Genomic DNA, 23,055 nt, shown 5'->3' with positions numbered 1-23,055 from the left:
AAGCGGCCCCGCTTTTTGAAGGGCCTGCGGCCCTTATCGCAGCCTGCTTCAGCGGCTACAGGGCTTGATTACTTCCAGCGCTGCGCCGCCACTTCATCGCTCACCCGCCCCTCCACCCATCGCGGGCCTGAGGGGGTCTGTTCTTTTTTCCAGAACGGGGCGCGGGTTTTCAGATAATCCATCACAAAACTGCAGGCATCGAAAGCGGCCTGACGGTGAGCACTGGCTACGCCAACAAACACAATCGGCTCTCCCGGCTCCAGCAGGCCAATACGGTGCAGCACTTCAAGCTTGAGCAGCGGCCAGCGCTGCGCAGCTTCATCAATAATTTTGCCCAGGGCTTTCTCGGTCATGCCCGGATAATGCTCCAGGAACATCCCCGCCACGTCACGGCCGTCATTGAAGTCGCGCACATAACCGACAAAACTCACCACTGCGCCCACGCCCAGATTCGCGGCATGCAGTACATTGACTTCAGCGCCAGGATCAAAGGCCGCCGCTTGCACCCGAATCGCCATGTTCAGCCTCCGGTCACGGGCGGAAAAAATGCCACTTCGTCGCCGTCCGCCAGGGGTTCGGCGAGCTTGCACAGCTCTTCATTGCGCGCACACATCAGGTTGGGCTCGGCCAGCACCTGCCAGGCACCACCGCGTTGCGTCAGGTGCGCGCGCAACTGCTCAATGGAGACGAACCCGCCCTCCACTGCCTCACTATCCAGCCCCAGAACCTCGCGATAGCGGGCAAAGAAAACCACTTTGAGCTTCATGACGCATCCGCCTGAAAGTGCCCGCTCTTGCCGCCGAGCTTTTCCAGTACGCGCACACCTTCGATGGTCATGCCGCGATCGACCGCCTTGCACATGTCGTAAATAGTCAGGGCTGCAACGCTGGCGGCGGTCAGGGCTTCCATTTCGACGCCGGTCTGCCCGGACAGCTTGCAGCGCGCCACGATCAATACCGCGTCGCTGCCTTGGGCACTGAGCTCAACCTTGACGCTGGTGAGCATCAACGGATGGCACAAAGGGATCAGGTCCGAGGTTTTCTTCGCTGCCTGGATCCCGGCAATCCGCGCCACGGCAAACACATCACCCTTGGGGTGACCGCCACTGATGATCATGTCCAGGGTTTCAGGGCGCATGCGCACCACCGCTTGTGCCACAGCCTCACGGGAGGTCACCGCTTTGTCGGTGACATCGACCATGTTGGCGCGGCCTTGGGAATCTAAGTGAGTCAGCACAGGGGGTACTCCAGAGAGGAGTATCGATTGTAAACCCGAGGGTCAGCTTAAGGCCATCGACCCCGCGAATACCGCGCATCAGAACATGGAATTGGCCGCCCGCAGGCAATCGCCGTACAAAGGTCAAAACTTTGGAGTCATACCTATGCCACTTTTTATTGCCATTGCCCTGAGCCTGCTGGCGGGTGCTGCGGTGCCCCTGCAAGCGGGCAGTAACGCTCGATTGGGCGTGGTGCTGGGCCATCCCTTTTGGGCCACCGTGATCTCATTACTGATCAGCGGCCTGGCGATTGCGCTGGTAATGCTGATTGTCAAAGTGCCCCGCCCCAATCTCGCGGCCCTGCTCACCGGCCCCTGGTGGATCTGGCTCGGCGGGCTGGCCGGGGTGTTTTACATCACCGTGGCGCTGATCAGCGTGCCGCGCCTGGGGGCGCTGAACTTCATCATGGCGGTGGTGGTGGGCCAGTTGATCAGTTCACTGCTGATCGATTACTTCGGCTTGCTGGGTTTGCCAAGAAACACCCCCAGCCTGCAAAAACTGCTCGGGGTCAGCGTGGTGCTGGCAGGTTTTGTCATCGCTTCACGCGGCTGAAGGCGCACTCACTTGCCTGACCAGATCCCGCAGCCAGCGATGAGCCGGGTCTTCGTTGAAACGCTGATGCCAGACCTGCACATAGTTGAACGGCGCTATCGTCATGGGAGGCGGCAGTGCCACCAGGCTGTCGCCAAATGACAGGTTGTCCAGGGTACGGGTGGCCACAGTAAGAATCAGGTCGGTGTCGGTAATCATCCCCGGTGCCGTGCCCCAGTGCGGCACATTGACCGCAACCCGGCGCTGCAACCCCCGGGCGTGCAACACGTTATCGACCTCGCCCTGGGTATTGCCATCCGTCGACACCAGCAGGTGCGGGCGCGCCAGATAGCTGTCCAGATCGAGCACGCCATTGTCCGGGAGCGAACGACGATTGAGCAGGCAGGTAAAGGTTTCTTCAAACAATACATCGCTGCAGATATCTGCTGGCATCGTGGGGAAAACCCCAACGGCCAGATCGATCTTGCCCTGCTCGATCTGCTCCAGCATGCCCAGGCGGCTGTCCTGGATGACCACCAGCGAAGTGTCCGGTGCTTGCTCGCGCAGCAGCACCAGCAGTTTTGGCAACACGATGGTCGCGCCGTAATCGGACATGGCCAGGCGAAAGGTGCGCTGTGATTCTGCCGGCACAAAATCGATGGACTGGCCGAGCAGCGTTTCGATCTGTCCCAGGATGGCCTTGAGCGGCGCCTGGAGATTTTGCGCCATCACGCTCAGCACCACTTCGTTGCCCTGGCGAATCAGCAACGGGTCATCAAGCAGCACCCTGAGTTTGTTCAGTGAGTGGCTGATGGCGGGCTGGCTCAAATGCAAACGAACACCGGTGCGGGTTACGTGTTTTTCCGTGAGCAGCGCATCGAGCACCACCAGCAGATTCAAATCGATATTACGCAGTAACACCTGACGCTCCTGTCTTGGCCAACTCCAGGGCAACGCTGCATGATCCATGCGCGCAACCGCCGTCAGCTTACATGAAGCCAAAACGCCAGTGGGAGCGGGCTTGCTCGCGATGAAAGTGGCGCGGTGTATCTGGGATACCGCGTCATCTTCATCGCGAGCAAGCCCGCTCCCACCTTCAGGCAAGTTACAAATGTGACTCGGCGTATTCCGCCAGAATCGAGCGAGGCACCCCTTGCAGGGCTATATGCACACCGTTGGGGAAGTCTTTGAAACGCTCCGTCAGGTAGGTCAGCCCCGAACTGGTGGCCGACAGGTAGGGGGTATCGATCTGTGCCAGGTTACCCAGGCATACCACTTTGGAACCGGCACCGGCACGGGTAATGATGGTTTTCATCTGGTGCGGTGTCAGGTTCTGGCACTCATCGATCAGGATCAGGCTCTGCTGGAAACTGCGACCGCGGATGTAGTTCAGGGATTTGAACTGCAACGGCACCTTGCTCAGAATGTAGTCGACGCTGCCGTGGGTATTTTCATCATCCATGTGCAGAGCTTCGAGGTTGTCAGTAATGGCACCCAGCCAAGGCTCCATTTTTTCGGCTTCGGTGCCCGGCAAGAAGCCGATTTCCTGGTCCAGGCCCTGCACGCTGCGGGTACAGATAATCCGCCGGTAGCGTTTGCTGACCATGGTTTGTTCAATCGCTGCCGCCAGCGCAAGGATGGTCTTGCCCGATCCCGCCGCACCCGACAGGTTGACCAGGTGAATGTCCGGGTCGAGCAAAGCAAACAGCGCCAGCCCCTGGTAAATATCCCGCGGTTTGAGGCCCCAGGCTTCCTGGTGCAGCAGCGGTTCCTGATGCATGTCGAGGATCAGCAACTGATCCTTGCGCACCTCCTTGATCCAGCCGACAAAGCCCTGCTCATCAATGATGAATTCATTGATATGCACCGCCGGCAGGTTTTCGTTCATTTGCACCTGATGCCAGGTACGGCCATGCCCCTGGCGGGTTTCGACCTTGTTGACGCGGTCCCAGAACGAACCGGTCATGGTGTGATAGCCGCGCGAGAGCATCGACACGTCGTCAACCAGCTGGTCGGTACTGTAATCCTCGGACTCGATCCCGCAAGCCCGGGCCTTCAGGCGCATGTTGATGTCTTTGGTGACCAGCACCACGCGCAATTGCGGCTCACGGGCGTGCAAGTCGATCAACTGGTTGATGATGATGTTGTCGTTGAGGTTTTCGGGCAGCAACGCGTTGGGCTCGCGGCGCTTGCTCATCATGATCGACAGGAAGCCCTTAGGTGCGCCTTTGCCGCGCTGGATCGGCACACCTTTTTCGACGTCATCGGGGGTGGCAACCCCCAGCAACTGGTCAATGAGGCGAATGGCCTGACGGCACTCGGCTGCCACCAGTAATTTGCCGGTTTTGAGCTTGTCGAGCTCTTCGAGCACCGTCATCGGGATCGCGACGTGGTGTTCCTCGAAGTTAAGCATTGCGTTTGGATCGTGAATCAGAACATTGGTATCGAGTACATAAAGGATTGGCTGGTTGGAAGAAGGAGTGCGTCCGTGATCATCCATACTCGGTCACCTTTGTGGGAGCCATTCGACGCAATACCGCAACAGTGCTGCGCCTCGAAGTGACTGCCGTATACCCTGCCCGATGGCGTCCTGGAAGACGCCACCTGTTTCGCAGGTTTCGGCCGTCTGTCTTCGTAATACTCCTAAATGTGTGACAAAAAAAATGTTTTTTCACATTCCAGCACTTTATTTTTTGAATGACGAACAACCCTTGGCGCATTCCGGGACCGCAACTAAGCTAATAGATCTACCGATATTAAAAAACGCTGCAATCAACCTGTTCGTCCTCTGTCGCGGCAGTGAGCAGCGCTCAAACCTGAATTCGACACCCCTTCATTAAAGCCAGTTAATTCCTACATAGATCCAGGACAAACCCTGCGCCAGCATCTTTTCGCCCGCATTAAGCTGCAGCTGGTACTGAGTCCGCTAACCGTCACTTCCGTGGTGATTTTCTGATTCAACTCCGCGCAACACCTTCATTAATGCACGAGGTCACGGTACTGACGCACCCCTCTTCAGGTGACGAATAAATACCGCGACCGCGTTACTGCGAAAGGATGACTGTATGACTCCCATCTCCAAAACACTGGAACAATTGCTGCTCGATATTTACAAGGACGGCAGCGTTTCGTTTACCGAGTACGAACAGCTGCGCGACAATGCTGATGAAAGAATGGAAAGGATCATTGAGCACTTTGGCCATCACAACAATACGACCGCTTTTCAAAAGGCCATGGATGTCGCCATGCAATTGCTGCAACTGGCAGTAATCGATGCCAAGAACGCCAAGCTGACCGATACCGGTGAAGCCATCGTCAAGGATGCAATCACCGCCCAGGTTGAATACCTGCGCGCAGGCAGCCATCTGGCACTGCGCCTGCTGTAACGCCGTGTTTCCTGGCCCATCGAAGCCGGCGGGCCAGGAGGAATGGTCTAGCGCTCACCGAGCGCTTCACAACTGTCCCAGCCCAATCCACTTTGTGAGGTAGCGTTCATCAGCCAGGGTAATGCCGTACGCACCTTGTCCTGGGTGTCATGAAACGCAATCACCCCATGCCGCCAAAGCAGCATCAGGGTCAATACTCGATGGGCTGACTGCTCGCCGTTCAAGCTCGTCGCCAAGTCCTGGGCATCGATGCCCCACAAGGCCACCCGCATGCCCTGAGCCTCAAAAAAACCGCCGCTGTCGGCCCGGCGCTGCCCGTAGGGCGGGCGAAACAGAGGCACGTAGCGCTGCGGCACAACCTGATTGACCAGGGCGGCGCTACGCGCAATAGAGTCCTGCCAGTCTTTCCAGTGACTGTGGGAACGGTACTCCCAGCCCTGCACGCCCACACACTGTCCCTTGTAGAGCGCCTGCAAGGCCAGCGCGCCTTCCTTGTCGAGACGCACCTGCAAGCTGTTACCCAGCACGAAAAAAATCCCGCTGATGGATTGCTTGCGCAGGTACCCGGTCAGCCAGTCAGTAGTGCCCGGCAATTGCGTGGGGCCGCTGTCGAAGGTCAACAAAAACAGCCGGTCGTGCATCGTCTCGCCGTTGACTTCCTGGTCGCCCAACAGAGCGATTTCACTGCTGATTTGCGGGAGCAGCGCCGCCATGCGTAATTGCTCATCCAGGTAGCGCTGGTGAAACTCACGGCCGGGCTCGGCCCAGGCCACATAAAACGAGTCATCGGCGATTGCGAACTTGCCCGCCTGCTCACGCAGACTGTCCATGTCATCGACGTAATAGCAGAACGAAGCATCCTGATCGCAACTTTGCTGCGCCAGGTTGTAGTTGGTCAGTAACCGCTGCCACATCCGCTGGCGCAGAGCATCTATTGCCTCAACATTGATTATTTTCAGACCCAACCGCTGTTTCAGGGCGCTTTCATCCAGCGCTTCGCTGACCATCAAGGCATGGGCAAAAGCGAGTATTTCGGCACGCGAGGCAACATCGAACAAGGCCGGGCTGGTCAATTGTTCGGGCCATGTGCTGCGATCCAGCGTCGCGGGCTCGACAGGTGCCGCCACCGCCCCGGCACACACCAGCCAGACCCACAAGAAAAGAGCAATGCGCACTGATCAACCCCCTGTAAAAACTGACTGCACTATAACCCGACCAGTGCCCGACCCCGCAGGCGTTGGGGGATCTATCGCGTTCATAGGTGGAGTCAAACTGCGCCAACGCCTAGAATCCCCCGACGCTAAAAGGAGACAACCCCATGCTGATGGTGATTTCACCCGCTAAAACCCTCGATTATGAAACGCCGCCCGCCACAGCACGTTTCACCCAGCCCCAGTACCTGGACCATTCCCAGGAATTGATCGAACAATTGCGCGAACTGAGCCCGCAACAGATTGGCGAGCTGATGCATTTATCCGACAAGCTGTCGGGCCTCAACGCGGCGCGCTTTGGCAGCTGGACGCCCGCCTTTGCCCCCGCCAATGCCAAGCAGGCACTGCTGGCATTCAAGGGCGATGTCTACACCGGCCTCAATGCCGTGGACTTCAGCGAGGCCGACTTCGACTATGCGCAAAGCCACCTGCGCATGCTCTCGGGGCTCTACGGCCTGCTGCGTCCGCTGGACCTGATGATGCCGTATCGCCTGGAAATGGGCACCAAACTGGCCAACGCACGGGGCAAGGACCTGTACGCGTTCTGGGGCACGCACATCAGCGAATGGCTCAACCAGGCCCTGGCCGAACAAGGCGATGACGTACTGCTCAATCTGGCATCCAACGAATACTTCTCGGCGGTAAAAAAGTCGGCATTGAACGCCCGCATCATCAATACCGAGTTCAAGGACCTGAAAAACGGCCAGCATAAAATCATCAGTTTCTATGCGAAAAAAGCCCGAGGCATGATGAGCCGGTTTGTGATCAAGGAGCGCATCGACAACCCTGAGCACCTCAAGCAGTTTGATGAGCAGGGTTATCGCTTCAGCGCCGAGCAGTCCAAGCCGGATTTGCTGGTGTTTTTGCGCGACCACGCCCCGCAGTGACCCGCTGCATGCCTCATGCTGGTAAGTTATAGGTATTCCCTGCAAGAGGCCCAGCCATGTTTATCGGCGTTTTATTGATCATCACCTGGCTTGTCCTGTTGTTGCGCTACCCGGCCAAGGCCTTGCCGGTCTCACTGGCTGCCGTACTGGGGCTGGCGATAGTTGCAGCCTCGGTGGCGTGGCTGGACAGCCGTGAGGCGGCACAACTGGCACGTCTGGAACTGCGCATCGTCTATGACCCTGCCCAATGCCCGGCAGACCGACCGCTGCAACTGACCCTGAAAAACAGCAATGACGTACCACTGGTCGAACTTGGCTGGCGCATTGCCGCCTATGCACCGGGCGACACCGTCAATCTTGCCGACAACCTTTACACCGCCCCGCGCTACCGCGGCCCCGGCGAATTGCAAGCAGGGGCAAGCTGGCAGGACTGCTTGCCGATGCCGCCGCTGCGCACGGGTTATCGCCCGCAAACCCTCGAGTTTCGGGCAGAACGCCTGCAAGGCAGTTTTTCCAATTAAGGATGTTCCCATGCTGCGTGTTTTGATCACCGGTTGTTCCAGCGGTATTGGCCGCGCCCTGGCCGATGCTTTCAAGGTGGCGGGGCATGATGTCTGGGCCTGCGCCCGCAAGCCTGGGGATGTAGCACTATTGGCTGCGGCGGGGTTTGCCGCTGTGCAACTGGACGTCAATGATCCGCAGGGGTTGGAGCAATTGGCCGAGCGCCTGGAGCAGGCAGGCGGCGGGCTGGACGTGCTGATAAACAATGCAGGTTTCGGCGCTATGGGCCCCCTGCTCGATGGCGGCGTCGAGGGCTTGCAGCAGCAATTTGAAACCAATGTATTTTCCATTGTGGGCGTTACCCGCGCGCTGTTCCCGGCGCTGCGCCGCAACAAGGGCTTGGTGGTCAATATCGGCAGTGTTTCCGGGGTACTGGTCACCCCGTTTGCCGGCGCCTACTGTGCCTCTAAAGCTGCAGTACATGCCTTGAGTGATGCCCTGCGCATGGAGCTGGCGCCTTTTGCCATTGGCGTGCTGGAAGTGCAGCCCGGGGCCATTGATACCAGCTTCGCGAAAAATGCCAGCGCCCAGGCCGAGCAGTTGATTGCCGAGAGCTCCGCCTGGTGGCCCATGCGCGACGGTATTCGCGCCAGGGCCAGGGCCTCACAAGACAATCCCACCCCGGCCACAGCCTTTGCCGACGCAGTATTCAAGGCCGTCATGAAACCCAAGCCACCGATGTTGCTGCGTTACGGTAATGGCAGCCGCGCCTTGCCGCTGCTGGCTGCGCTGGTGCCCGCTGCCCTACTGGAAAAAATCCTGATGAAGCGGTTCGGCCTCAATACCCGTGCCTGACACTCATTATGTAGCAGCTGCTACGGGTGATAGCACTGGCCTATGCATACGCCTTCATAAAATCGATAAACACCCGCACCGTCAGCGGCAAATGCCGTGTATCGGGGTAGAGCGCGTACACCCCCTGGCGGCTCAGTTGCCATTCGGGCAGCAGATGTACCAGCCGCCCCGTGCGCAAATCCTCCTCGATCAGCCAGTCGGGCAGGATCGCCACGCCTTGCCCGGTCAGGGCAAACGCCTGCAACACCGATGAATTGTCCGCCCTGATGCGCGCCTTGCAGGGGTTGGGCTGGTAAGGACGGACCACACCGCTGCTCACCTCGGTAATAGTCAACTCCCCAACCCGGCCATGCTCCAGCCACGGCGTTTGCTCAAGCGCGTGCACGCTGTCTATCGGCACCACGCTGGCAACGAACGCCGGCGAGGCCACCGGCAGAATGCCGAAAGTGCTCAACTGCACAGCACGATGGCTGGAGTCGAGCACGCGACCCAGTCGCAAGGCCACGTCAAAACGCTCGGAGATCAGATCCGCGTGGGTCGATGAGGTCGACAGCTGGACGTTGAGGTCAGGGTGCAAGGCACGGAAGAGCTCCAGCGCCGGCACCACCTTGGCCAGGGCATATTCAACGGTGGTGGTGATGCGCAGCGTGCCCTTGAGTTCGGTGTGTTCGCTGCGCGCTTCGTCAATCGCCAGCCGGGCCTCTTCCAGCATGCTCAGGCAGCGCTGGTAAAAGCGCTCACCCGCCTCAGTCAGGGCCAACCGTCGGGTGTTGCGCGTTAGCAGGGTCACGCCCAGCTCAGCCTCTAGACGCTTGATATTGAAGCTGACCACCGCACGGGTTTGCCCCAGTAAATCAGCCGCGGCGGTAAGGGAGCCTGCTTCGACCACGGCCTTGAAGGTGTCGAACCGGTCGAGGCTGACCATAGAGAAACCTGCCAATTGTCAAAATAATTTTGACAATCTAGCAGCAGACGGACGGTTCCTCCATAAGCCAAATCTGCTTACTGTGCACTCTACTGAAAAGGAGCCACCCATGGCTTACCGCAATAAAGTCGCGCTGGTGTATCTGCTGGGATTTGCCCTGGATCTGGTGAATATGTTCGCAGCCTCGATCGCCTACCCGGATATCAGCCAGCAGCTGCATGCCTCGGTCACACAACTGGCGTGGATTGGCAATGCCTACATGCTTGGCCTGATCCTGGTCATTGTGCCCAGCGTATGGCTAACCCAACTGTTTGGTGAGAAACGCCTGATCGTGCTTTCACTGACATTATTCAGCGTGGCGTCGTTGTGTGTGGCCCAAGCGACCTCAATTGAAGCTCTGATCGGCTACCGTCTGCTGCAGGGGCTGGGGGGCGGGCTGTTGATTCCGGTCGGTCAGGCTATGGCCTATCGGCACTTCCCGATCCGCGACCGGGCCCGACTGACCTCAGTGATTTTGCTGGTGGCGCTGCTAGTGCCCGCACTGTCGCCAGCACTGGGCGGCTGGATGATCGAAGCGCTCACTTGGCGCTGGGTGTTTTATGCCAATCTGCCACTGACCTTGCTTACCCTGCTGCTGGCAGTCTGCTGGCTGCAACCCGACCCGCCTGCGCAGCCCGTATTGCCCATGACTTACAGGCGCATTCGAGCTGGCGCAGCCAATATGGGCCGCCTGCTCAAAAGCCCGTTGCTGCAAGTGGCAATGCTGACCTACCTGTTTATCCCCGGCATTTTCATCGGCACGCAACTGGTGAGTATCTTGTACCTGCACCAGCTGGGTTTTAGCGCCACGCAAACCGGCATGCTGATGCTGCCCTGGGCTCTGGCTTCAGCACTGGGCATCACCCTGAGCCGCTACCAGTTCAACCGCCTTGGCCCCAAACCCTTGCTACTGCTGGGCATGAGCGTACAAGCCGCGGGTATTGCGTTACTGCCCCAAATCGATAGCTCCAGCATCGGCTTGCCCATGGCGCTGTACGCCGTGATGGGCTTTGGTGGCAGCCTGTGCAGCAGCAGCGCACAAAACACAGCCTTTATCGATATCGCACCCGAACACATGGGCCACGCCAGTGCACTGTGGAACCTCAACCGCCAATTGAGCTTCCTGCTTGGCCCGGCCTTGATGATGGCCCTGTTCGGTACATTGACCGCAATCACCTCGACGTCCCACGCCTTTGCCCTATGCTTTGCCATCGGGGGTGCATTGACGCTGGTGCCGCTGGTTCCCGTTCTACGCCTTGATACATCCCGCGTGCTGGCCTTGCTCGCACCCTGACCTGGAGATTTTGATGAGTGACTATAAGCGCTACTTCGACCTGGTAAGCGAAACCCACGTCGAAATTGAAGGCTGGTTTTCCGGTCTGGAACCCGGCGTGCTGCCGGTATTGCTGGCGCGGTTTTCGCCGCAGTTTTCGATGATTGCCCCCAGCGGCAACGTGCTGGACGCCAACGGCGTAGAAACACTGTTTGAACAACTGCGCGGTGCGCGCCCGGGCCTGAACATCACCCTCAGCGAGTTCAAGGGCATTGCCCTGCATCCAGGTGGTGCAGTAGTCAGCTACCGCGAGCTGCAGGAGGAACACAACGGCAACCGCACCGACCGCCGCGCCACCGTGGTATTCGAGAAAGACGCCGACGGCAAGATACTGTGGCGGCATTTGCACGAGACGTTTTGCGCGGCTTGAACCCCGGCCTCGCGCTTGTGGGAGCGGGCTTGCTCGCGATGCCGTCACTGCGGTGTTTCAGTCAAACCGCGTCGAGGCCATCGCGAGCAAGCCCGCTCCCACATTAACTTTACTCGGCCTTGCCCTGATCCACGATCACCGTACAGGTCGTACCCGCGGCCAGCAGGAAGCCATCGGGGATCTCGTCAATATGGATCCGCACCGGTACCCGCTGGGCCAGACGCACCCAGTTGAACGTCGGGTTAACGTCAGCCACCAGCTCACGGCTTTCGGGGTTATCGCGGTCGTAGATACCGCGCGAGATGCTTTCAACGTGGCCCTTCAACACTTCACCGCTCATCATTTGCAGATCGGCTTTGTCGCCCACGCGGATATGCGGCAGTTTGGTTTCCTCAAAGAAGCCATAGACCCAGAACGAATCCTGGTCGATCACGGCCATTTTCGGATCACCCACCCGCGCATAGTCGCCGCGATGCACATTGAGGTTGGTCACGTAACCATCGACCGTGGCCAGGACCTTGGTGCGCTTGAGGTTGAGCTGCGCCGCGTCCAGTTGCGCCAGGGCGTGCTGATAGTCGGCCAGGGCCGAGTCGGCGATGTTGCTGGCGTCGTCACGGTTCTCGCGGGAAATCACCAGGCTGTCCATGTCAGCCCGACGATGGGCGTTGACCTTGCGCATTTCCCAGGTTGCCTTGCGGGAGGCCACCAGCGACTGGGCTTGCTTGACCATGATTTCGTAGTGCTCAGGGTCGATTTCCAGCAGCACGTCGCCCTTTTTCACCAACTGGTTGTCCTTGACCGGCACGCCGACCACATAGCCGTTGACGTCGGCCGCGACGTTGATGATATCGGCCCGCACCCGTCCATCACGGGTCCACGGGGTGTTCATGTAATGTTCCCACAGGGTTCGGCCGATCCATATCGCAAGGGCCAAAACCAGCAAGGTGGCAAGCAGGCTGAAGAACTTTTTCATCGGATCGGTCTCAACGGTAAACAGTGAGCGCCATGGCGCCAAAAAGACAAGCAAACAGGCTCAGGCGCAGCAGCGCCGGGTGCCAGAAGAAGCGGTACAGGTCGTAGCCGGAAAACAGTCGGTCAAAGCCCCATGCCAACCCCGCCGCGATAAAAAACATCAGGGTCATGGTGGGCATGTAGACGCCGTGGAAGGCGATTTCACGAGGCATGTTCAAGTCCTTGCGGCTGGGCATAAGCGGCCAGCGGCGATTGCGGGTCAAGCAGTGATGTACGAATAAAATGCAGGTAGCTTTGCACCCGCACCAACGCCGAGGTATCGAAGTTGCGGGCAAAGGGTTCGTCGGTAGACTGCACGCGGCTGATGGCGTGATCGACGGCAATCAGCGCGCGCTCCAGGTTGCTTTCGCTGGGGGCGATAAACAGCCGCACCAGCGCCCGGCCCATGACCCGGATGGCCTGGCGCCACGGCTGGGCCTCGGCATACGCCGGGTGAACCGGCAAAATGGCCTGTTCCTTGCGCAGCTCGATAATTGCGTGGCCGACTTCCAGCACCACAAACATCCAGCGCAGCAATTGGCGTTGCACCTGCGGCTTGCCGGCGGCCAGGCCGTAAGCCTGATGCATCAGGTCACGGGTACGGCTTTCCAGGCTGGAGCTCAGACCACGTAACTTGCCACTGATGGCATACACCACCTGTTCACGCAGATCCTGCTCCAGACGGCTCCACAACCAGCGGCTGTTGGGCGGCAGGATAATCGCACCGGCAGCCGCACAGACCAGCATGCCCATGACCATCGCGATGTAGTCGTTAATGAACTGATACGGGTTATAGATCGTCAGGTTGTCGGGGACCGAGCCGGTGCTGAAAAAGATCAGCAAGCCCAGGCCGACACCCGCGTAATTGGCCCGCGACGTGAGGAACGAACCGAGCACGATCACCGGCGTCAGCACCAGACACAACAGCGGGAAACCGTCGATATGAGGCAGCACGAAAAACATTTCGACAAAGCCGATCAACGCCCCCAGGAAGGTCCCGCAGGCCATCTGAAAAGCCATGCGTTTGGGGTTGGGCGTGGCTGCCGACAAGCCCACCGTGGCGGCGGCGATCAGGGTCATCATGGCGCCGCTGGGCCAGGCGGTCATCACCCAGTAGGTGCCGAGCACGGCCAGGATAAACGCTGCCCGAATCCCGGAAGCGGCCGCCGACCACCAGTTGGTCTGCGAAATAAACGGTTGGTCCCAACGCTCCCGTTCGTGGGTGTGATCGGCCAGCGAGGCGTGGGTCAGCGCGTAGTTGTGCAGGTCGTCGACAAAGCGGAACAGCAGCTCGTAGGCGGTGTTGAAGTCGAGGAAGTCAGACGGGCTGGGTTCGCTTTGCAGAAACCTGACCCGTAACGCACGCACATGCCCTGGCAGGCTCGCCTTGAAGGCATCCAGTTGCTCGGCGAGCAAGGCCGCGTCTTTATCCGTCAACGAGCGACCGGCATAGGTGTCGAGCAACTTCGCCAGGATCTCCAGCTCCGGCTCGATGGCCGACACTACGTCCACCACACCACGGCTGCGCAAACGTGCAAGCAACTGGTGCAAGGCATTGAAGCGCGTAGTAATGGCCATGAACTCGCTGTTCAAACGACTCAGGCGGCCACTGCGACGACGCATATGCGGGTCTTCAAATACGGTCACGCTGCGCATGCCTTCCAGGCCCACGCTTTCACCGATAAAACGCACGTTGCTGGCCTCGTAGGCCTCCTGGGAGGACTGGCCACGCAGGCCTTCGGCAACAAAACCGGCAAATACGCCAAAGCGTTTGTACAGCGCGTCATGCATTGCTGCGCCAGCCGTTTTGGGCAGGATCGCAGCGCTGACCACGGTGGAGCAGAGAATGCCCAGCGAGATCTCCAGCACCCGCCACACCGCGGCCATAAAGGCGCCATCGGGGTGGGCCAGGGCAGGCAGGCCGACCATTGCAGCGGTGTAACCGGCCAGCACAAAACCATAAGCACGGAAGTTGCGGCAGCGAGCAGCACCGGCGGAGCAGATGCCCACCCAGATCGCCATCGCACCGAGAAACAGCACGGTGTTCTGCGCGAACAGGGCGATCAGCGCCACCATTACCGCCGAGCCGGTCAGGGTGCCCAAAAACCGGTAAAAGCTTTTGGCGAACACCTGGCCGCTTTGCGGCTGCATCACGATAAAGACAGTGATCATGGCGGTGCGCGGTTGCGGCAGCTCAAGGCGCATGGCCAGCCACAGGGTCAGAAAGGCGGCGACCAGCACTTTGAAAATATGCACCCAGGTCACGCCATCGCTGCGTGCCCAGTCAAAAAAGCCACGGCGCCATTCCAGGGAATACAGCCAGCGTACCGGGGCGGGCAAGTGGTTCATCTACAGGCTCTCAAAATTAGCCATCGAGGGGGATTGGTGGTCAGGTTCAGTGGTTGAACAGCGCCATGACGGCCGGCGGTTTGTCGGGCACATAGCGATCGTCCCTGGGCACATCGTTGCCAGCACCAAGGCCGCCACCCAGCGCCGTCACCAGCTCGGCGTGGGCGCTCAGGCGGGCGGCCTGGACCTGCTGCTGGATCTGCTGCTGCTTGAACAGCAGGGTTTGTGCATTGAGCACGTTGAGGTAGTCGGTCAGACCACGCTGGAACGCGACCACGGCGATGTCGTAGGTTTTTTGCGCGGCCTGCACCGACTCGGCGGCAAAGACCTGCTGTTTTTCCATCGACTCGCGCTTGATCAACTGATCGGAAATGCCCTTGAGCGCAGTCACCAGGGTCTGGTTGTACTTGGCCACGGCCATGTCATAGCCACCAGAGGCCACGCCCAGTTCCGAGCGCAAGCGACCGCCATCGAAGATCGGCAGGGAAATGGCCGGCCCAACGTTGTAGTTGAGCTTCTTGCCGGTCAGAAAACCCAGCGCGCTACCACCGGTGGCCATAAAGCCGATGCTGCCCACCAGGTCTACGTTGGGGTAGAAACCGGCGTGCGCCACATCGATGCCGCGGGCCTGGGCTGCCACTTCCCAGCGGCTGGCAACCACATCAGGACGCTGTCCCAGCAGTTCAGCAGGAAGGCTCGACGGCAGTTTCAGTGCAGTGGCCAGGGCGAGGGTTGGTCGCTTGAGGCGTGCACCCTCCCCTGGGCCCTTACCGGCCAGCGCCGACAACTGGTTGCGGGTCAAGGCGATTTCTTCTTCCTGGGCGTCAATCTGGCGATGAATCTCGGGCAGCGGCGCCTGCGCCTGGCTGACTTCAAAATGGGTGCCGATACCGCCGTCCAGACGCTTTTGCGCCAGATCGAGAATCTGTTCTTGCTGGTGCAGAGTCGATTCGACGATATCGAGCTGGGCGTAGTGCAGCGACAGTTGGATATAGGCACGAATCACGTTGTTCTGCAGTTCGAGCTGGGCCTGACGACCTTCGGCCACACTCATGTGCGCCATGTCCACGGCCTGCTCTGTGGCATTGCTTTCGCGGCCCCACAAGTCCAGGGCAAAGCTGAAGCCCAGCGCGGCGTTGTTGTCCCAGGTTGTGGAGTTGTCCAATGCACCCGGGCCATAGAATTGGTCCGAGGGCCAGTTGTGCCGTTTGAGCGTCGAATCTGCGTTGATTTGCAGCGACTCGGCCGACTCGGCAACCCCGGCCATGGCTCTGGCCTGACGCACACGGGCTGCAGCCATTGCCATCGTTGGGCTACCCTGTACGGCAAGGCTGATCCACTCATCCAGTTGCGGGTCGCCATAAGCGTGCCACCATTGGGCTTTGGGCCAGTTCGCGTCTTTCGCGGCGCTTTGAATCGCCTCGTCGGTGGCCAGCGTATTGGCGGGAAGCATGCTGCCCTTGGGCGCGATGCCACCAAAACCAATGCAGCCGTTTAATGCTAACGATAAAGCCAGAACACTGAGGGCTTTAAGCTCTCTGCTGATGCGACGCTGCACTGCTGCAAATTCCTGAAAAGGAGGGAGGATGAGGCTTGAGATAGAGAAGTCTATGACTTGGCAGGCACAACGATAAGCGGGCATAAATGTGAATCTTTATTACCGTTCTTGGGATAATCCGTTGGTCGAATGAAAAGCGGCCTGTAAAGCCTGAAACTTCATGTCACAATTTGTTGCTGTGTAATTGGTTGCTGTCCCCTATATCGCCCCTTGAGAGCACTTCATGGACACTTTGCAAAACATGCGCGCCTTCAGTTGTGTGGCCGAAGCCGGAAGTTTCACGGCCGCTGCCGCCATGCTGGACACCACCACTGCCAACGTCTCGCGCGCGGTCTCCAACCTTGAGGCCCACCTGCAAACACGCCTGCTTAACCGCACCACCCGCCGCATCGCCCTGACCGAAGCCGGCAAACGCTATTTACTGCGCTGCGAGCAAATCCTGGCCTACGTTGAGGAAGCCGAAGCCGAGGCCAGCGACGCCCACTCGCGCCCTGCCGGGCAATTGAAAGTGCACACCATGACCGGCATCGGCCAGCACTTCGTGATCGACGCCATTGCCCGCTACCGCAAGACCCACCCCGACGTGACCTTCGACCTGACCCTGGCCAACCGCGTGCCGGACCTGCTCAACGAGGGCTACGACGTGTCCATCGTGCTGGCCAGCGAGCTGCCGGACTCGGGTTTTGTGTCCCAGCGCCTGGGCATCACCTACAGCATCGTCTGTGCCTCGCCCGGCTATGTGAAAGCCAATGGCACGGCAACCAAGCCCAGCGACCTGCTCAACCATTCCTGCCTGCGCCTGGTCAGCCCGGTGATTGCATTGGACAAATGGGTGTTTGAAGGCCCGGAAGGCCAGGAAATGGTGCTGATCAACTCTTCGCCGTTTCTGGTCAACTCGGCCGACGCGATGAAAACCGCGATCACCAGCGGCATGGGTGTCGGCGTGCTGCCGGTGTACGCCGCCATCGAAGGCCTGCGCAACGGCACGCTGGTGCGCATGCTGCCCAAGTACCGCTCCCAGGAACTGAACCTGTACGCCATCTACCCGTCACGCCAGTACCTGGATGCCAAGATCAAGACCTGGGTCGAATACTTGAAAAGCTCGCTGCCGGAAATTCTGGCGGCGCATCAGACTGAACTGGCCAACTATAGCTGATTGCGATTTTGTGGGAGCGGGCTTGCTCGCGATTGCTACAACGCGGTGTATCTGCCACACCCCGACGATCCAATCGCGAGCAAGCCCGCTCCCACAGGTCAAGGATTGGCAGCGGGCGGGCGAGAATGTTAGCGTGCTTACATTCCCGACAGCCGATGAGTCTTGTTCAGATGAGCCTTTCCAGCACCAAGAAAACCGTACTTGCCTTCAGCCGCGTCACCCCCGCGATGATCGAGCGCCTGCAACAGGATTTCAACGTCATCGCGCCCAACCCCAAGCTGGGCGATATCAACGCCCAATTCGAAGAGGCACTGCCCCACGCCCACGGTCTGATCGGCGTCGGCCGCAAACTGGGGCGCAAGCAGCTGGAACATGCCCGGCAGCTTGAGGTCGTCTCCAGTGTCTCGGTGGGTTACGACAACTACGATGTCGACTACTTCAACGAACGCGGCATCATGCTCACCAATACCCCGGACGTGCTGACCGAAAGCACCGCCGACCTGGGTTTTACCCTGATCATGAGCAGCGCCCGTCGGGTCGCCGAGCTGGACGCCTGGACCAAGGCCGGCCAATGGCAAGCCAGCGTGCCACCCGCCCTGTTCGGCAGCGATGTCTACGGCAAGACCCTGGGTATCGTCGGCATGGGTAATATCGGCGCAGCCGTTGCCCGTCGTGGCCGGCTGGGTTTCAACATGCCAATCCTGTACAGCGGCAACAGCCGCAAGACCGCGCTTGAGCAAGAGCTGGGCGCGCAATTTCGCAGCCTCGACCAGTTGCTGGCCGAAGCGGACTTCGTCTGCCTAGTGGTGCCATTGAGCGAGAAAACCCGACATCTGATCAGCCAGCGCGAACTCAAGCTGATGAAGCCGAGCGCTATTCTGGTGAATATCTCCCGTGGCCCGGTGGTCGACGAACCGGCACTGATCGAAGCCCTGCAAAACGGCACCATTCGCGGCGCTGGCCTGGATGTTTACGAGAAAGAACCGCTGAGCGAATCACCTTTGTTCGCGTTGAAAAACGCCGTGACCCTGCCCCATATCGGCTCGGCCACCCACGAAACCCGTGAGGCGATGGCCAACCGCGCCCTGGCCAACCTGCGCAGCGCCCTGCTGGGCGAACGCCCGCAAGACCTGGTCAACCCGCAGGTGTTCAAGGGCTGAGGCAAGGTCTGTTGTGGGAGCGGGCTTGCTCGCGATTGGATCGCCGAGGTGTGACTGATACACCGCGTCGCTGCCATCGCGAGCAGGCCGCTCCCACAGGGGGTTACAGACTCACGCCAGCTTGGCGTTCAATGCCACCGGCTTGGGTTTGCGAAACACCAGCACGTTACCCAGCATCACCAGCACCAACCCGGCCAACGCCGGGGGGGTCCACTGGTAGCCTTCGGCAAAGGCCGACACATTCAGCGCCACCAGCGGGAACAACACCGTGCAATAGGCCGCGCGCTCCGGCCCCATGCGCCCGACCAGGGTCAGGTACGCGGTAAAGCCGATCACCGAGCCCGGTATCACCAGGTACAACAGCGAACCGATATAGCGCGTGTTCCATTCCATTTCGAACGGGATACCCCTTAGCGCGCAGTACACCGCCAGCATGCTGGCACCATACAGCATGCCCCAGGCATTGGTGGTCAGCGGCTTGAGCCCGGCTTTCTGTTGCAGGCTGGACAGCATGTTGCCCGCCGAAAAACACAGGGTTCCGATCAACGCCAGCCCCAGTCCGAGGGCAATATGCGGTGTGGCGGCATGCCCGCTCAATTCCGGCCAGAACAACAGGCCCAGCCCGAGCATGCCCAGGGCACCGCCGGCGATCACGTTGCGGGCGATTTTCTGCTTGAAGAAAATCCGCGCATTCAGCGCATTCCACAATGTGGCGGTAGAAAACACCACCGCGATCAGGCCTGTGGTCACCCACTGGCTGGCGGTCAAGAAACACATGAAGTTGACACAGAACAGGCACAACCCCTGGGCCAGGCAAATCAGATGCCCGCGCCTGTTCATCACCTGCAACTTGCGGCTGAGCAACAGCACGGCAAACAGCACCAACGCCGCCAGACCAAAGCGGTAAACGATGGACACCGGTATCGCCACCACCCCCAATTGCAATTTCAGGGCGATCCAGGTGGTGCCCCAGATCAAGACAGTCATTACATATAAAAACAGGTTCATGGCGCACTCCAGACAATGGCCTTCAGTCTGGGCCCGCTGCCTGGGCCGCACTTGCAGATTCTTGCGCTTTTGTGGGGTCGGGGCTGGCAGCCGCAGTGCGACGGAGTAGGATGCGAGCATGCCCGCATTCGATACCCTGCAAGTCTTCCAGTCCATGAACAGCTCGCCCAATGCCCGTCTGGTGCACAGTGCCGAGCTGGGTGAAGGCTTGGCCGCTGCTGTGTGGACCAACCACCACGATGCCCGTGAGTATGAAGCACCGACGCACCACACCTTGTCGTGCTATATCTCCGGCGGCACCGGTACTTTCAGACGCGAACAACCCGGCGCCAAGGGCTCACCGGGCAAGCTCTGCGTGCTGCCCGCCGATCATCAATCGGCGTGGGTGATCAATGGCGAAATACGCCTGGCCCATGTGTATGTCAGCCAGGAGCAATTAGCCCTGGGCTGCATCGCCCTGCTCGACCGCGAACCCCGGGAGATGCAATTGCGGGAACTGACCTTTCAGGATGACGAACAGCAAACCCGCCGCTTTCATCAACTGATCCAGACCAACTGGGACGAGCCCGCCGAACGCCTGCTCACCAGCAGCCTGGCCAGCGCCCTGCTCGACCATGCCGTACTGACCCAGGTGGGGCTGCGTGACGGGCTGCAACTCAAGGGCGGGCTGGCGGCCTATCAGCGCCGCCAACTGGTGGAATACATCGAGCACCGGCTGGCCGAACCGCTGAACATCGGCCAGTTGGCAGCGCAGTGCGCGCTATCGCCTTACCACTTTGCCCGCATGTTCCGCGAAAGCTTTGGCGTACCGCCCCATCAATACCTGCTGGCCCGCCGCCTGGCCCGCGCCCGCGACCTGCTGCGCAACAGCACACTGGCGTTGGGCCATGTTGCACTGGCCTGTGGCTTCGCCAGCGCCAGCCACTTCGCCAACCGCTTCAAGCAAAGCCTGGGCGGCACGCCGGGGGAGTTTCGGGCGGTGTTCAGGTAACCCTGGCGGCCTTAGAACTCCAGAGTGCTGGAAAATGTGAGTTGCCGGGCATCGCCAATCGAGACGAAGGTGCGGCTGGCCGCCGAGGTGTAGTAAGTGCGGTCGAAAAGGTTTTTGACGTTGACCTGGAATTTGACCTTTTGCCCCTCAACCTTGGTGTCGTAGGTGGCAAAGGCATCGGCCACGGTGTAACCCGGCAGATCGAAGTCGTTCAGGGCATCCCCCGCCCGTTCGCCCACATAGCGCGCGCCTGCGCCAACGCGTAGCTTGTCACCGCCCACGATGCTGCCAAAGTCATAGACCGCCGACAGCGAACCGCTGTTCTTGGCCACGTTCTGCAGACGCATGCCCTGGTAGGTGGTGTCTTTGGTCACCTCGGCATCGGTATAGGCATAGCTGCCGATCAGGCTCCACTGGTCCGTCAACTGGCCGCTGACGTCCAGTTCCAGGCCCCGGGAACGAACTTCACCCGCGGCCGAATATGCGGTGACATCGTCCACCGTGGAGGACACCAGCACATTGCGCTTTTTGATGTCGTACAAGGCCAGGGTGCCAGTGATACGGCCCGGGATATCCAGCTTGGCCCCCAGTTCCCAGGATTTTGACTGCTCCGGTGCGATGGAGGAGTCCAGTACCACGCCGCCCGTCAGCGGAGCGATCGAGGAGTTGGGCTTGAACGATTCGGTGTAGCTGCCATAGAACGACAGTTCATCGGTGTAGCGGTATACCAGCCCGGCCCGCGGGATCCATTTCACCCCGTTGGTATCGGTACTGGCCTTGAACGGAATGCTTTTGCCCGCCAGTTGGTCGTACTTCTGAAAGCGTGCGCCCGCCACCAGAATCCATTGGTCGGTGAGGTGGATCGAGTCCTGGGCAAACAACGAGTCGCTGCGCAGCAGGTCGGTCTGGTTGCTGTCACTGGCGCTCACAGTGGTACCGGCGACTTCATTGCCGTACACCGGATTTTCGTAATTGAACGTGGACTGGCTGTCCTGGCGGATCAGCTCGGCGCGATAGATTTTGCGGTATTCGTCGTCCACGCCAAACACCAGGTCATGCTGCATGCCAGCGGCCTGAACCTTGCCCTGCAAGCTGAAGGTGCTGAAACGGTCGGTGGTGATGGCGCCTTTGGTGCCGTCCATTTTTCGCGTCAGGGTGCCGTCGGAGTTGACCTTGGTAACCCGAACCTGGCTGGCGTCGTAGGTTTCGCGGTTCCAGCTGTAGCCGAAATGGGCTTTCCAGTCGTCGTTGAGGTCGTGATCGACTTCAAGGCGGTACAGGTCCGAGCGCCCTTCCATATTGTTGAACGGCTCGTCCAGGCGGCGCGTGGCCGGAATGTCCAGCGGATGGTTGGTCGCCGGATTGATGGCCGTGCCACGGTCGAACGGGGTCAGGAACTCGCGGTGTTCGTACGCCAGCAGTACTTGGGTGTTGTCGCCGTACCAGGCCAGCGACGGCGCGATCAGGGTTTCGCGATGCACCCCAAAATTGCGCCAGTAATCTTCATCTTCATGATCGATGATCATCCGGTAGGCCAGCCCCGAGTCACCCAGCGGGCCGGTGCTGTCGAGGCTGCCACCGCCGCCGTTTTTACCCGAACCGTAGGTTGACCCACGCACCGTCACCGCGTTGTACTGCTCCAGCTGCGGCTTTTTGCTGACCACGTTGACGACACCACCCGGATCTTGAATCCCGTAGAGCAACGAGGCCGGCCCCTTGAGCACTTCGACCCGTTCGGTGGCAGCGTTCATCGCCCGGCCCTGCACCAGCGGCATACCGTCGCGCATGATCGAACCGTCACGGTTGTCACCAAAGCCGCGCTTCATCACCGAGTCCTGGGTACTGCCCAGCGTGTTGCCCTGGGTGATGCCGCTGACATTGTTCAGGGCATCATCCAGATTGCGCGGCGCCTGATCGCGAATCACCTGAGCGGCAACCACATTGATGGTTTGCGGCACTTCCATGGATGAGCCCGTGCCGCGCATCACCGAAGTGGTGGCTGGCGGCTGGTAGCTGGTGTCGGTTGTGGCCAGCGAGGTAATGCTGGTGGCCCCCAGGTTCAGGGCGCCTGCGGTGGGCTGGGGTTCGAGGGCAAAGGTGTTGGCGTCGGTACGCCGCCCATTGAAGCCAGACTGCGCGAGCAACTGCTGCAAAGCCTGCCCGGCGCTCATGCGCCCCTTGATCGCCGGAGCCTGAAGGCCAAAGGGGGCTTCATCGGTGTAGACCACGCTCAGGCCGGTCAGCCGGGAAAAGTCGTTGAGCGCCTGGGGCAGTGGTTTGGCCGGCTGGTTGAAATCAAACAATGCACCCGCCTGCTGTTGCGGCGCCTCGGCAGCCATGGCCGCATAAAGCGGGTTTAGCGCCAACCCGGCCATCACGAATGCAGAAGCTCCCAACCACTGTTTCACCGAACTTGCCCTGGACTTCATGCTCATGACCTGTGTGTTGACCTGATACGGAATACGAATTTTTCGCATTTTCAAGCACTACACGGATGGGGCCGGGGTT

At 59.9% G+C, this 23,055-nt stretch carries 23 protein-coding genes; 10 read left to right on the top strand and 13 right to left on the bottom strand.

What is annotated here, in order from left to right; genetic code table 11:
- Positions 1-68: 68 nt before the first annotated feature.
- The 3 genes from moaE to moaC are packed head-to-tail and all read right to left on the bottom strand — an operon-like array spanning position 69 to position 1,236.
- Entirely contained in the window at positions 69-518 is a 450-nt protein-coding gene (gene moaE, locus PPTH39_RS11840; RefSeq protein ID WP_095038762.1) for a molybdopterin synthase catalytic subunit MoaE, read from the bottom strand.
- 2 nt (positions 519-520) lie between these two features.
- Positions 521-766, bottom strand: coding sequence for a MoaD/ThiS family protein (locus PPTH39_RS11835; RefSeq protein ID WP_095001212.1), 246 nt, complete (start codon positions 764-766; stop codon positions 521-523).
- On the bottom strand, positions 763-1,236 hold the full coding sequence (gene moaC / locus PPTH39_RS11830; RefSeq protein WP_095001211.1) for a cyclic pyranopterin monophosphate synthase MoaC: 474 nt from the start codon (positions 1,234-1,236) through the stop codon (positions 763-765). The genes PPTH39_RS11835 and moaC overlap by 4 nt, the downstream gene beginning before the upstream one ends.
- A 145-nt stretch (positions 1,237-1,381) precedes the next feature.
- On the opposite strand from moaC, the gene PPTH39_RS11825 reads away from it, so the two are divergent.
- Positions 1,382-1,828: a DMT family transporter gene (locus tag PPTH39_RS11825; protein ID WP_095001210.1), complete on the top strand. Its 447-nt coding sequence runs from the start codon at positions 1,382-1,384 to the stop codon at positions 1,826-1,828.
- On the opposite strand, the gene PPTH39_RS11820 is transcribed toward PPTH39_RS11825, so the two are convergent.
- Together PPTH39_RS11820 and PPTH39_RS11815 are read right to left on the bottom strand one after the other, a co-directional pair.
- The gene (locus PPTH39_RS11820; protein ID WP_095024908.1) at positions 1,817-2,728 is read right to left on the bottom strand and encodes a LysR substrate-binding domain-containing protein; all 912 of its coding nucleotides are present in this window, start codon (positions 2,726-2,728) and stop codon (positions 1,817-1,819) included. The two genes, PPTH39_RS11825 and PPTH39_RS11820, sit on opposite strands and share 12 nt — an antisense overlap.
- Positions 2,729-2,912: 184 nt before the next feature.
- Positions 2,913-4,307, bottom strand: a complete 1,395-nt coding sequence (locus PPTH39_RS11815) for a PhoH family protein (protein WP_095001208.1) — start codon at positions 4,305-4,307, stop codon at positions 2,913-2,915.
- A gap of 565 nt (positions 4,308-4,872) precedes the next feature.
- On the opposite strand from PPTH39_RS11815, the gene PPTH39_RS11810 reads away from it, so the two are divergent.
- Positions 4,873-5,193: a hypothetical protein gene (locus PPTH39_RS11810; RefSeq protein ID WP_095018213.1), complete on the top strand. Its 321-nt coding sequence runs from the start codon at positions 4,873-4,875 to the stop codon at positions 5,191-5,193.
- Between the two features lie 47 nt (positions 5,194-5,240).
- Here PPTH39_RS11810 and PPTH39_RS11805 read toward each other — a convergent pair whose 3' ends face one another.
- Positions 5,241-6,368, bottom strand: coding sequence for a polysaccharide deacetylase family protein (locus tag PPTH39_RS11805; protein ID WP_095024909.1), 1,128 nt, complete (start codon positions 6,366-6,368; stop codon positions 5,241-5,243).
- Between the two features lie 143 nt (positions 6,369-6,511).
- Between PPTH39_RS11805 and yaaA the strand changes: the two genes are divergently transcribed.
- From yaaA to PPTH39_RS11790, 3 genes are read left to right on the top strand one after another with little or no spacing between them, the layout of a single operon-like run.
- Entirely contained in the window at positions 6,512-7,291 is a 780-nt protein-coding gene (gene yaaA, locus PPTH39_RS11800; RefSeq protein ID WP_130872000.1) for a peroxide stress protein YaaA, read from the top strand.
- Positions 7,292-7,347: 56 nt separating this feature from the next.
- Positions 7,348-7,812, top strand: coding sequence for a multidrug transporter (locus PPTH39_RS11795; RefSeq protein ID WP_095001204.1), 465 nt, complete (start codon positions 7,348-7,350; stop codon positions 7,810-7,812).
- A 10-nt stretch (positions 7,813-7,822) separates the two neighbouring features.
- Complete coding sequence (locus PPTH39_RS11790) at positions 7,823-8,647, top strand: SDR family oxidoreductase (RefSeq protein WP_095001203.1); 825 nt, start codon at positions 7,823-7,825, stop codon at positions 8,645-8,647.
- 40 nt (positions 8,648-8,687) lie between these two features.
- Here the strand turns inward: PPTH39_RS11790 and PPTH39_RS11785 are convergent, their stop codons facing one another.
- On the bottom strand, positions 8,688-9,572 hold the full coding sequence (locus tag PPTH39_RS11785) for a LysR family transcriptional regulator (protein ID WP_130871999.1): 885 nt from the start codon (positions 9,570-9,572) through the stop codon (positions 8,688-8,690).
- Positions 9,573-9,681: 109 nt separating this feature from the next.
- Between PPTH39_RS11785 and PPTH39_RS11780 the strand changes: the two genes are divergently transcribed.
- Together PPTH39_RS11780 and PPTH39_RS11775 are read left to right on the top strand one after the other, a co-directional pair.
- Complete coding sequence (locus PPTH39_RS11780; RefSeq protein WP_130871998.1) at positions 9,682-10,905, top strand: MFS transporter; 1,224 nt, start codon at positions 9,682-9,684, stop codon at positions 10,903-10,905.
- Between the two features lie 13 nt (positions 10,906-10,918).
- A complete protein-coding gene (locus PPTH39_RS11775) occupies positions 10,919-11,314 on the top strand; it encodes a DUF4440 domain-containing protein (RefSeq protein ID WP_095018217.1) in 396 nt (131 codons plus the stop codon).
- A gap of 109 nt (positions 11,315-11,423) precedes the next feature.
- Here the strand turns inward: PPTH39_RS11775 and PPTH39_RS11770 are convergent, their stop codons facing one another.
- Genes PPTH39_RS11770 through PPTH39_RS11755 form a run of 4 tightly spaced genes read right to left on the bottom strand, consistent with a single transcriptional unit; the run spans position 11,424 to position 16,232 of the window.
- Positions 11,424-12,287 carry an efflux RND transporter periplasmic adaptor subunit gene (locus PPTH39_RS11770; protein ID WP_016781860.1) on the bottom strand — a complete coding sequence of 288 codons (864 nt, stop codon included), beginning with the start codon at positions 12,285-12,287 and terminating at the stop codon, positions 11,424-11,426.
- Positions 12,288-12,297: 10 nt separating this feature from the next.
- The gene (locus tag PPTH39_RS11765; protein ID WP_016781859.1) at positions 12,298-12,498 is read right to left on the bottom strand and encodes a DUF1656 domain-containing protein; all 201 of its coding nucleotides are present in this window, start codon (positions 12,496-12,498) and stop codon (positions 12,298-12,300) included.
- Positions 12,488-14,674: an FUSC family protein gene (locus PPTH39_RS11760; protein WP_130871997.1), complete on the bottom strand. Its 2,187-nt coding sequence runs from the start codon at positions 14,672-14,674 to the stop codon at positions 12,488-12,490. The genes PPTH39_RS11765 and PPTH39_RS11760 overlap by 11 nt, the downstream gene beginning before the upstream one ends.
- A 46-nt stretch (positions 14,675-14,720) precedes the next feature.
- The gene (locus tag PPTH39_RS11755) at positions 14,721-16,232 is read right to left on the bottom strand and encodes an efflux transporter outer membrane subunit (RefSeq protein WP_095018218.1); all 1,512 of its coding nucleotides are present in this window, start codon (positions 16,230-16,232) and stop codon (positions 14,721-14,723) included.
- Between the two features lie 223 nt (positions 16,233-16,455).
- Here PPTH39_RS11755 and PPTH39_RS11750 point away from each other — a divergent pair, with 223 nt between their 5' ends.
- On the top strand, positions 16,456-17,388 hold the full coding sequence (locus tag PPTH39_RS11750) for a LysR family transcriptional regulator (RefSeq protein WP_130871996.1): 933 nt from the start codon (positions 16,456-16,458) through the stop codon (positions 17,386-17,388).
- Positions 17,389-17,558: 170 nt separating this feature from the next.
- The gene (locus PPTH39_RS11745; RefSeq protein ID WP_095001196.1) at positions 17,559-18,548 is read left to right on the top strand and encodes a 2-hydroxyacid dehydrogenase; all 990 of its coding nucleotides are present in this window, start codon (positions 17,559-17,561) and stop codon (positions 18,546-18,548) included.
- A gap of 111 nt (positions 18,549-18,659) precedes the next feature.
- On the opposite strand, the gene PPTH39_RS11740 is transcribed toward PPTH39_RS11745, so the two are convergent.
- Positions 18,660-19,556, bottom strand: a complete 897-nt coding sequence (locus PPTH39_RS11740; RefSeq protein WP_095018257.1) for a DMT family transporter — start codon at positions 19,554-19,556, stop codon at positions 18,660-18,662.
- A 118-nt stretch (positions 19,557-19,674) separates the two neighbouring features.
- Here PPTH39_RS11740 and PPTH39_RS11735 point away from each other — a divergent pair, with 118 nt between their 5' ends.
- On the top strand, positions 19,675-20,547 hold the full coding sequence (locus tag PPTH39_RS11735) for a helix-turn-helix domain-containing protein (RefSeq protein ID WP_130871995.1): 873 nt from the start codon (positions 19,675-19,677) through the stop codon (positions 20,545-20,547).
- A gap of 11 nt (positions 20,548-20,558) precedes the next feature.
- Here PPTH39_RS11735 and PPTH39_RS11730 read toward each other — a convergent pair whose 3' ends face one another.
- Positions 20,559-22,976, bottom strand: coding sequence for a TonB-dependent siderophore receptor (locus PPTH39_RS11730; protein WP_095018258.1), 2,418 nt, complete (start codon positions 22,974-22,976; stop codon positions 20,559-20,561).
- Between the last annotated feature and the right edge of the window lie 79 nt (positions 22,977-23,055).

The organism is Pseudomonas bubulae (assembly GCF_900618535.1).
GTDB classification, from domain to species: Bacteria; Pseudomonadota; Gammaproteobacteria; order Pseudomonadales; family Pseudomonadaceae; genus Aquipseudomonas; species Aquipseudomonas bubulae.
This window is presented reverse-complemented; position numbering and strand designations above follow the sequence as displayed.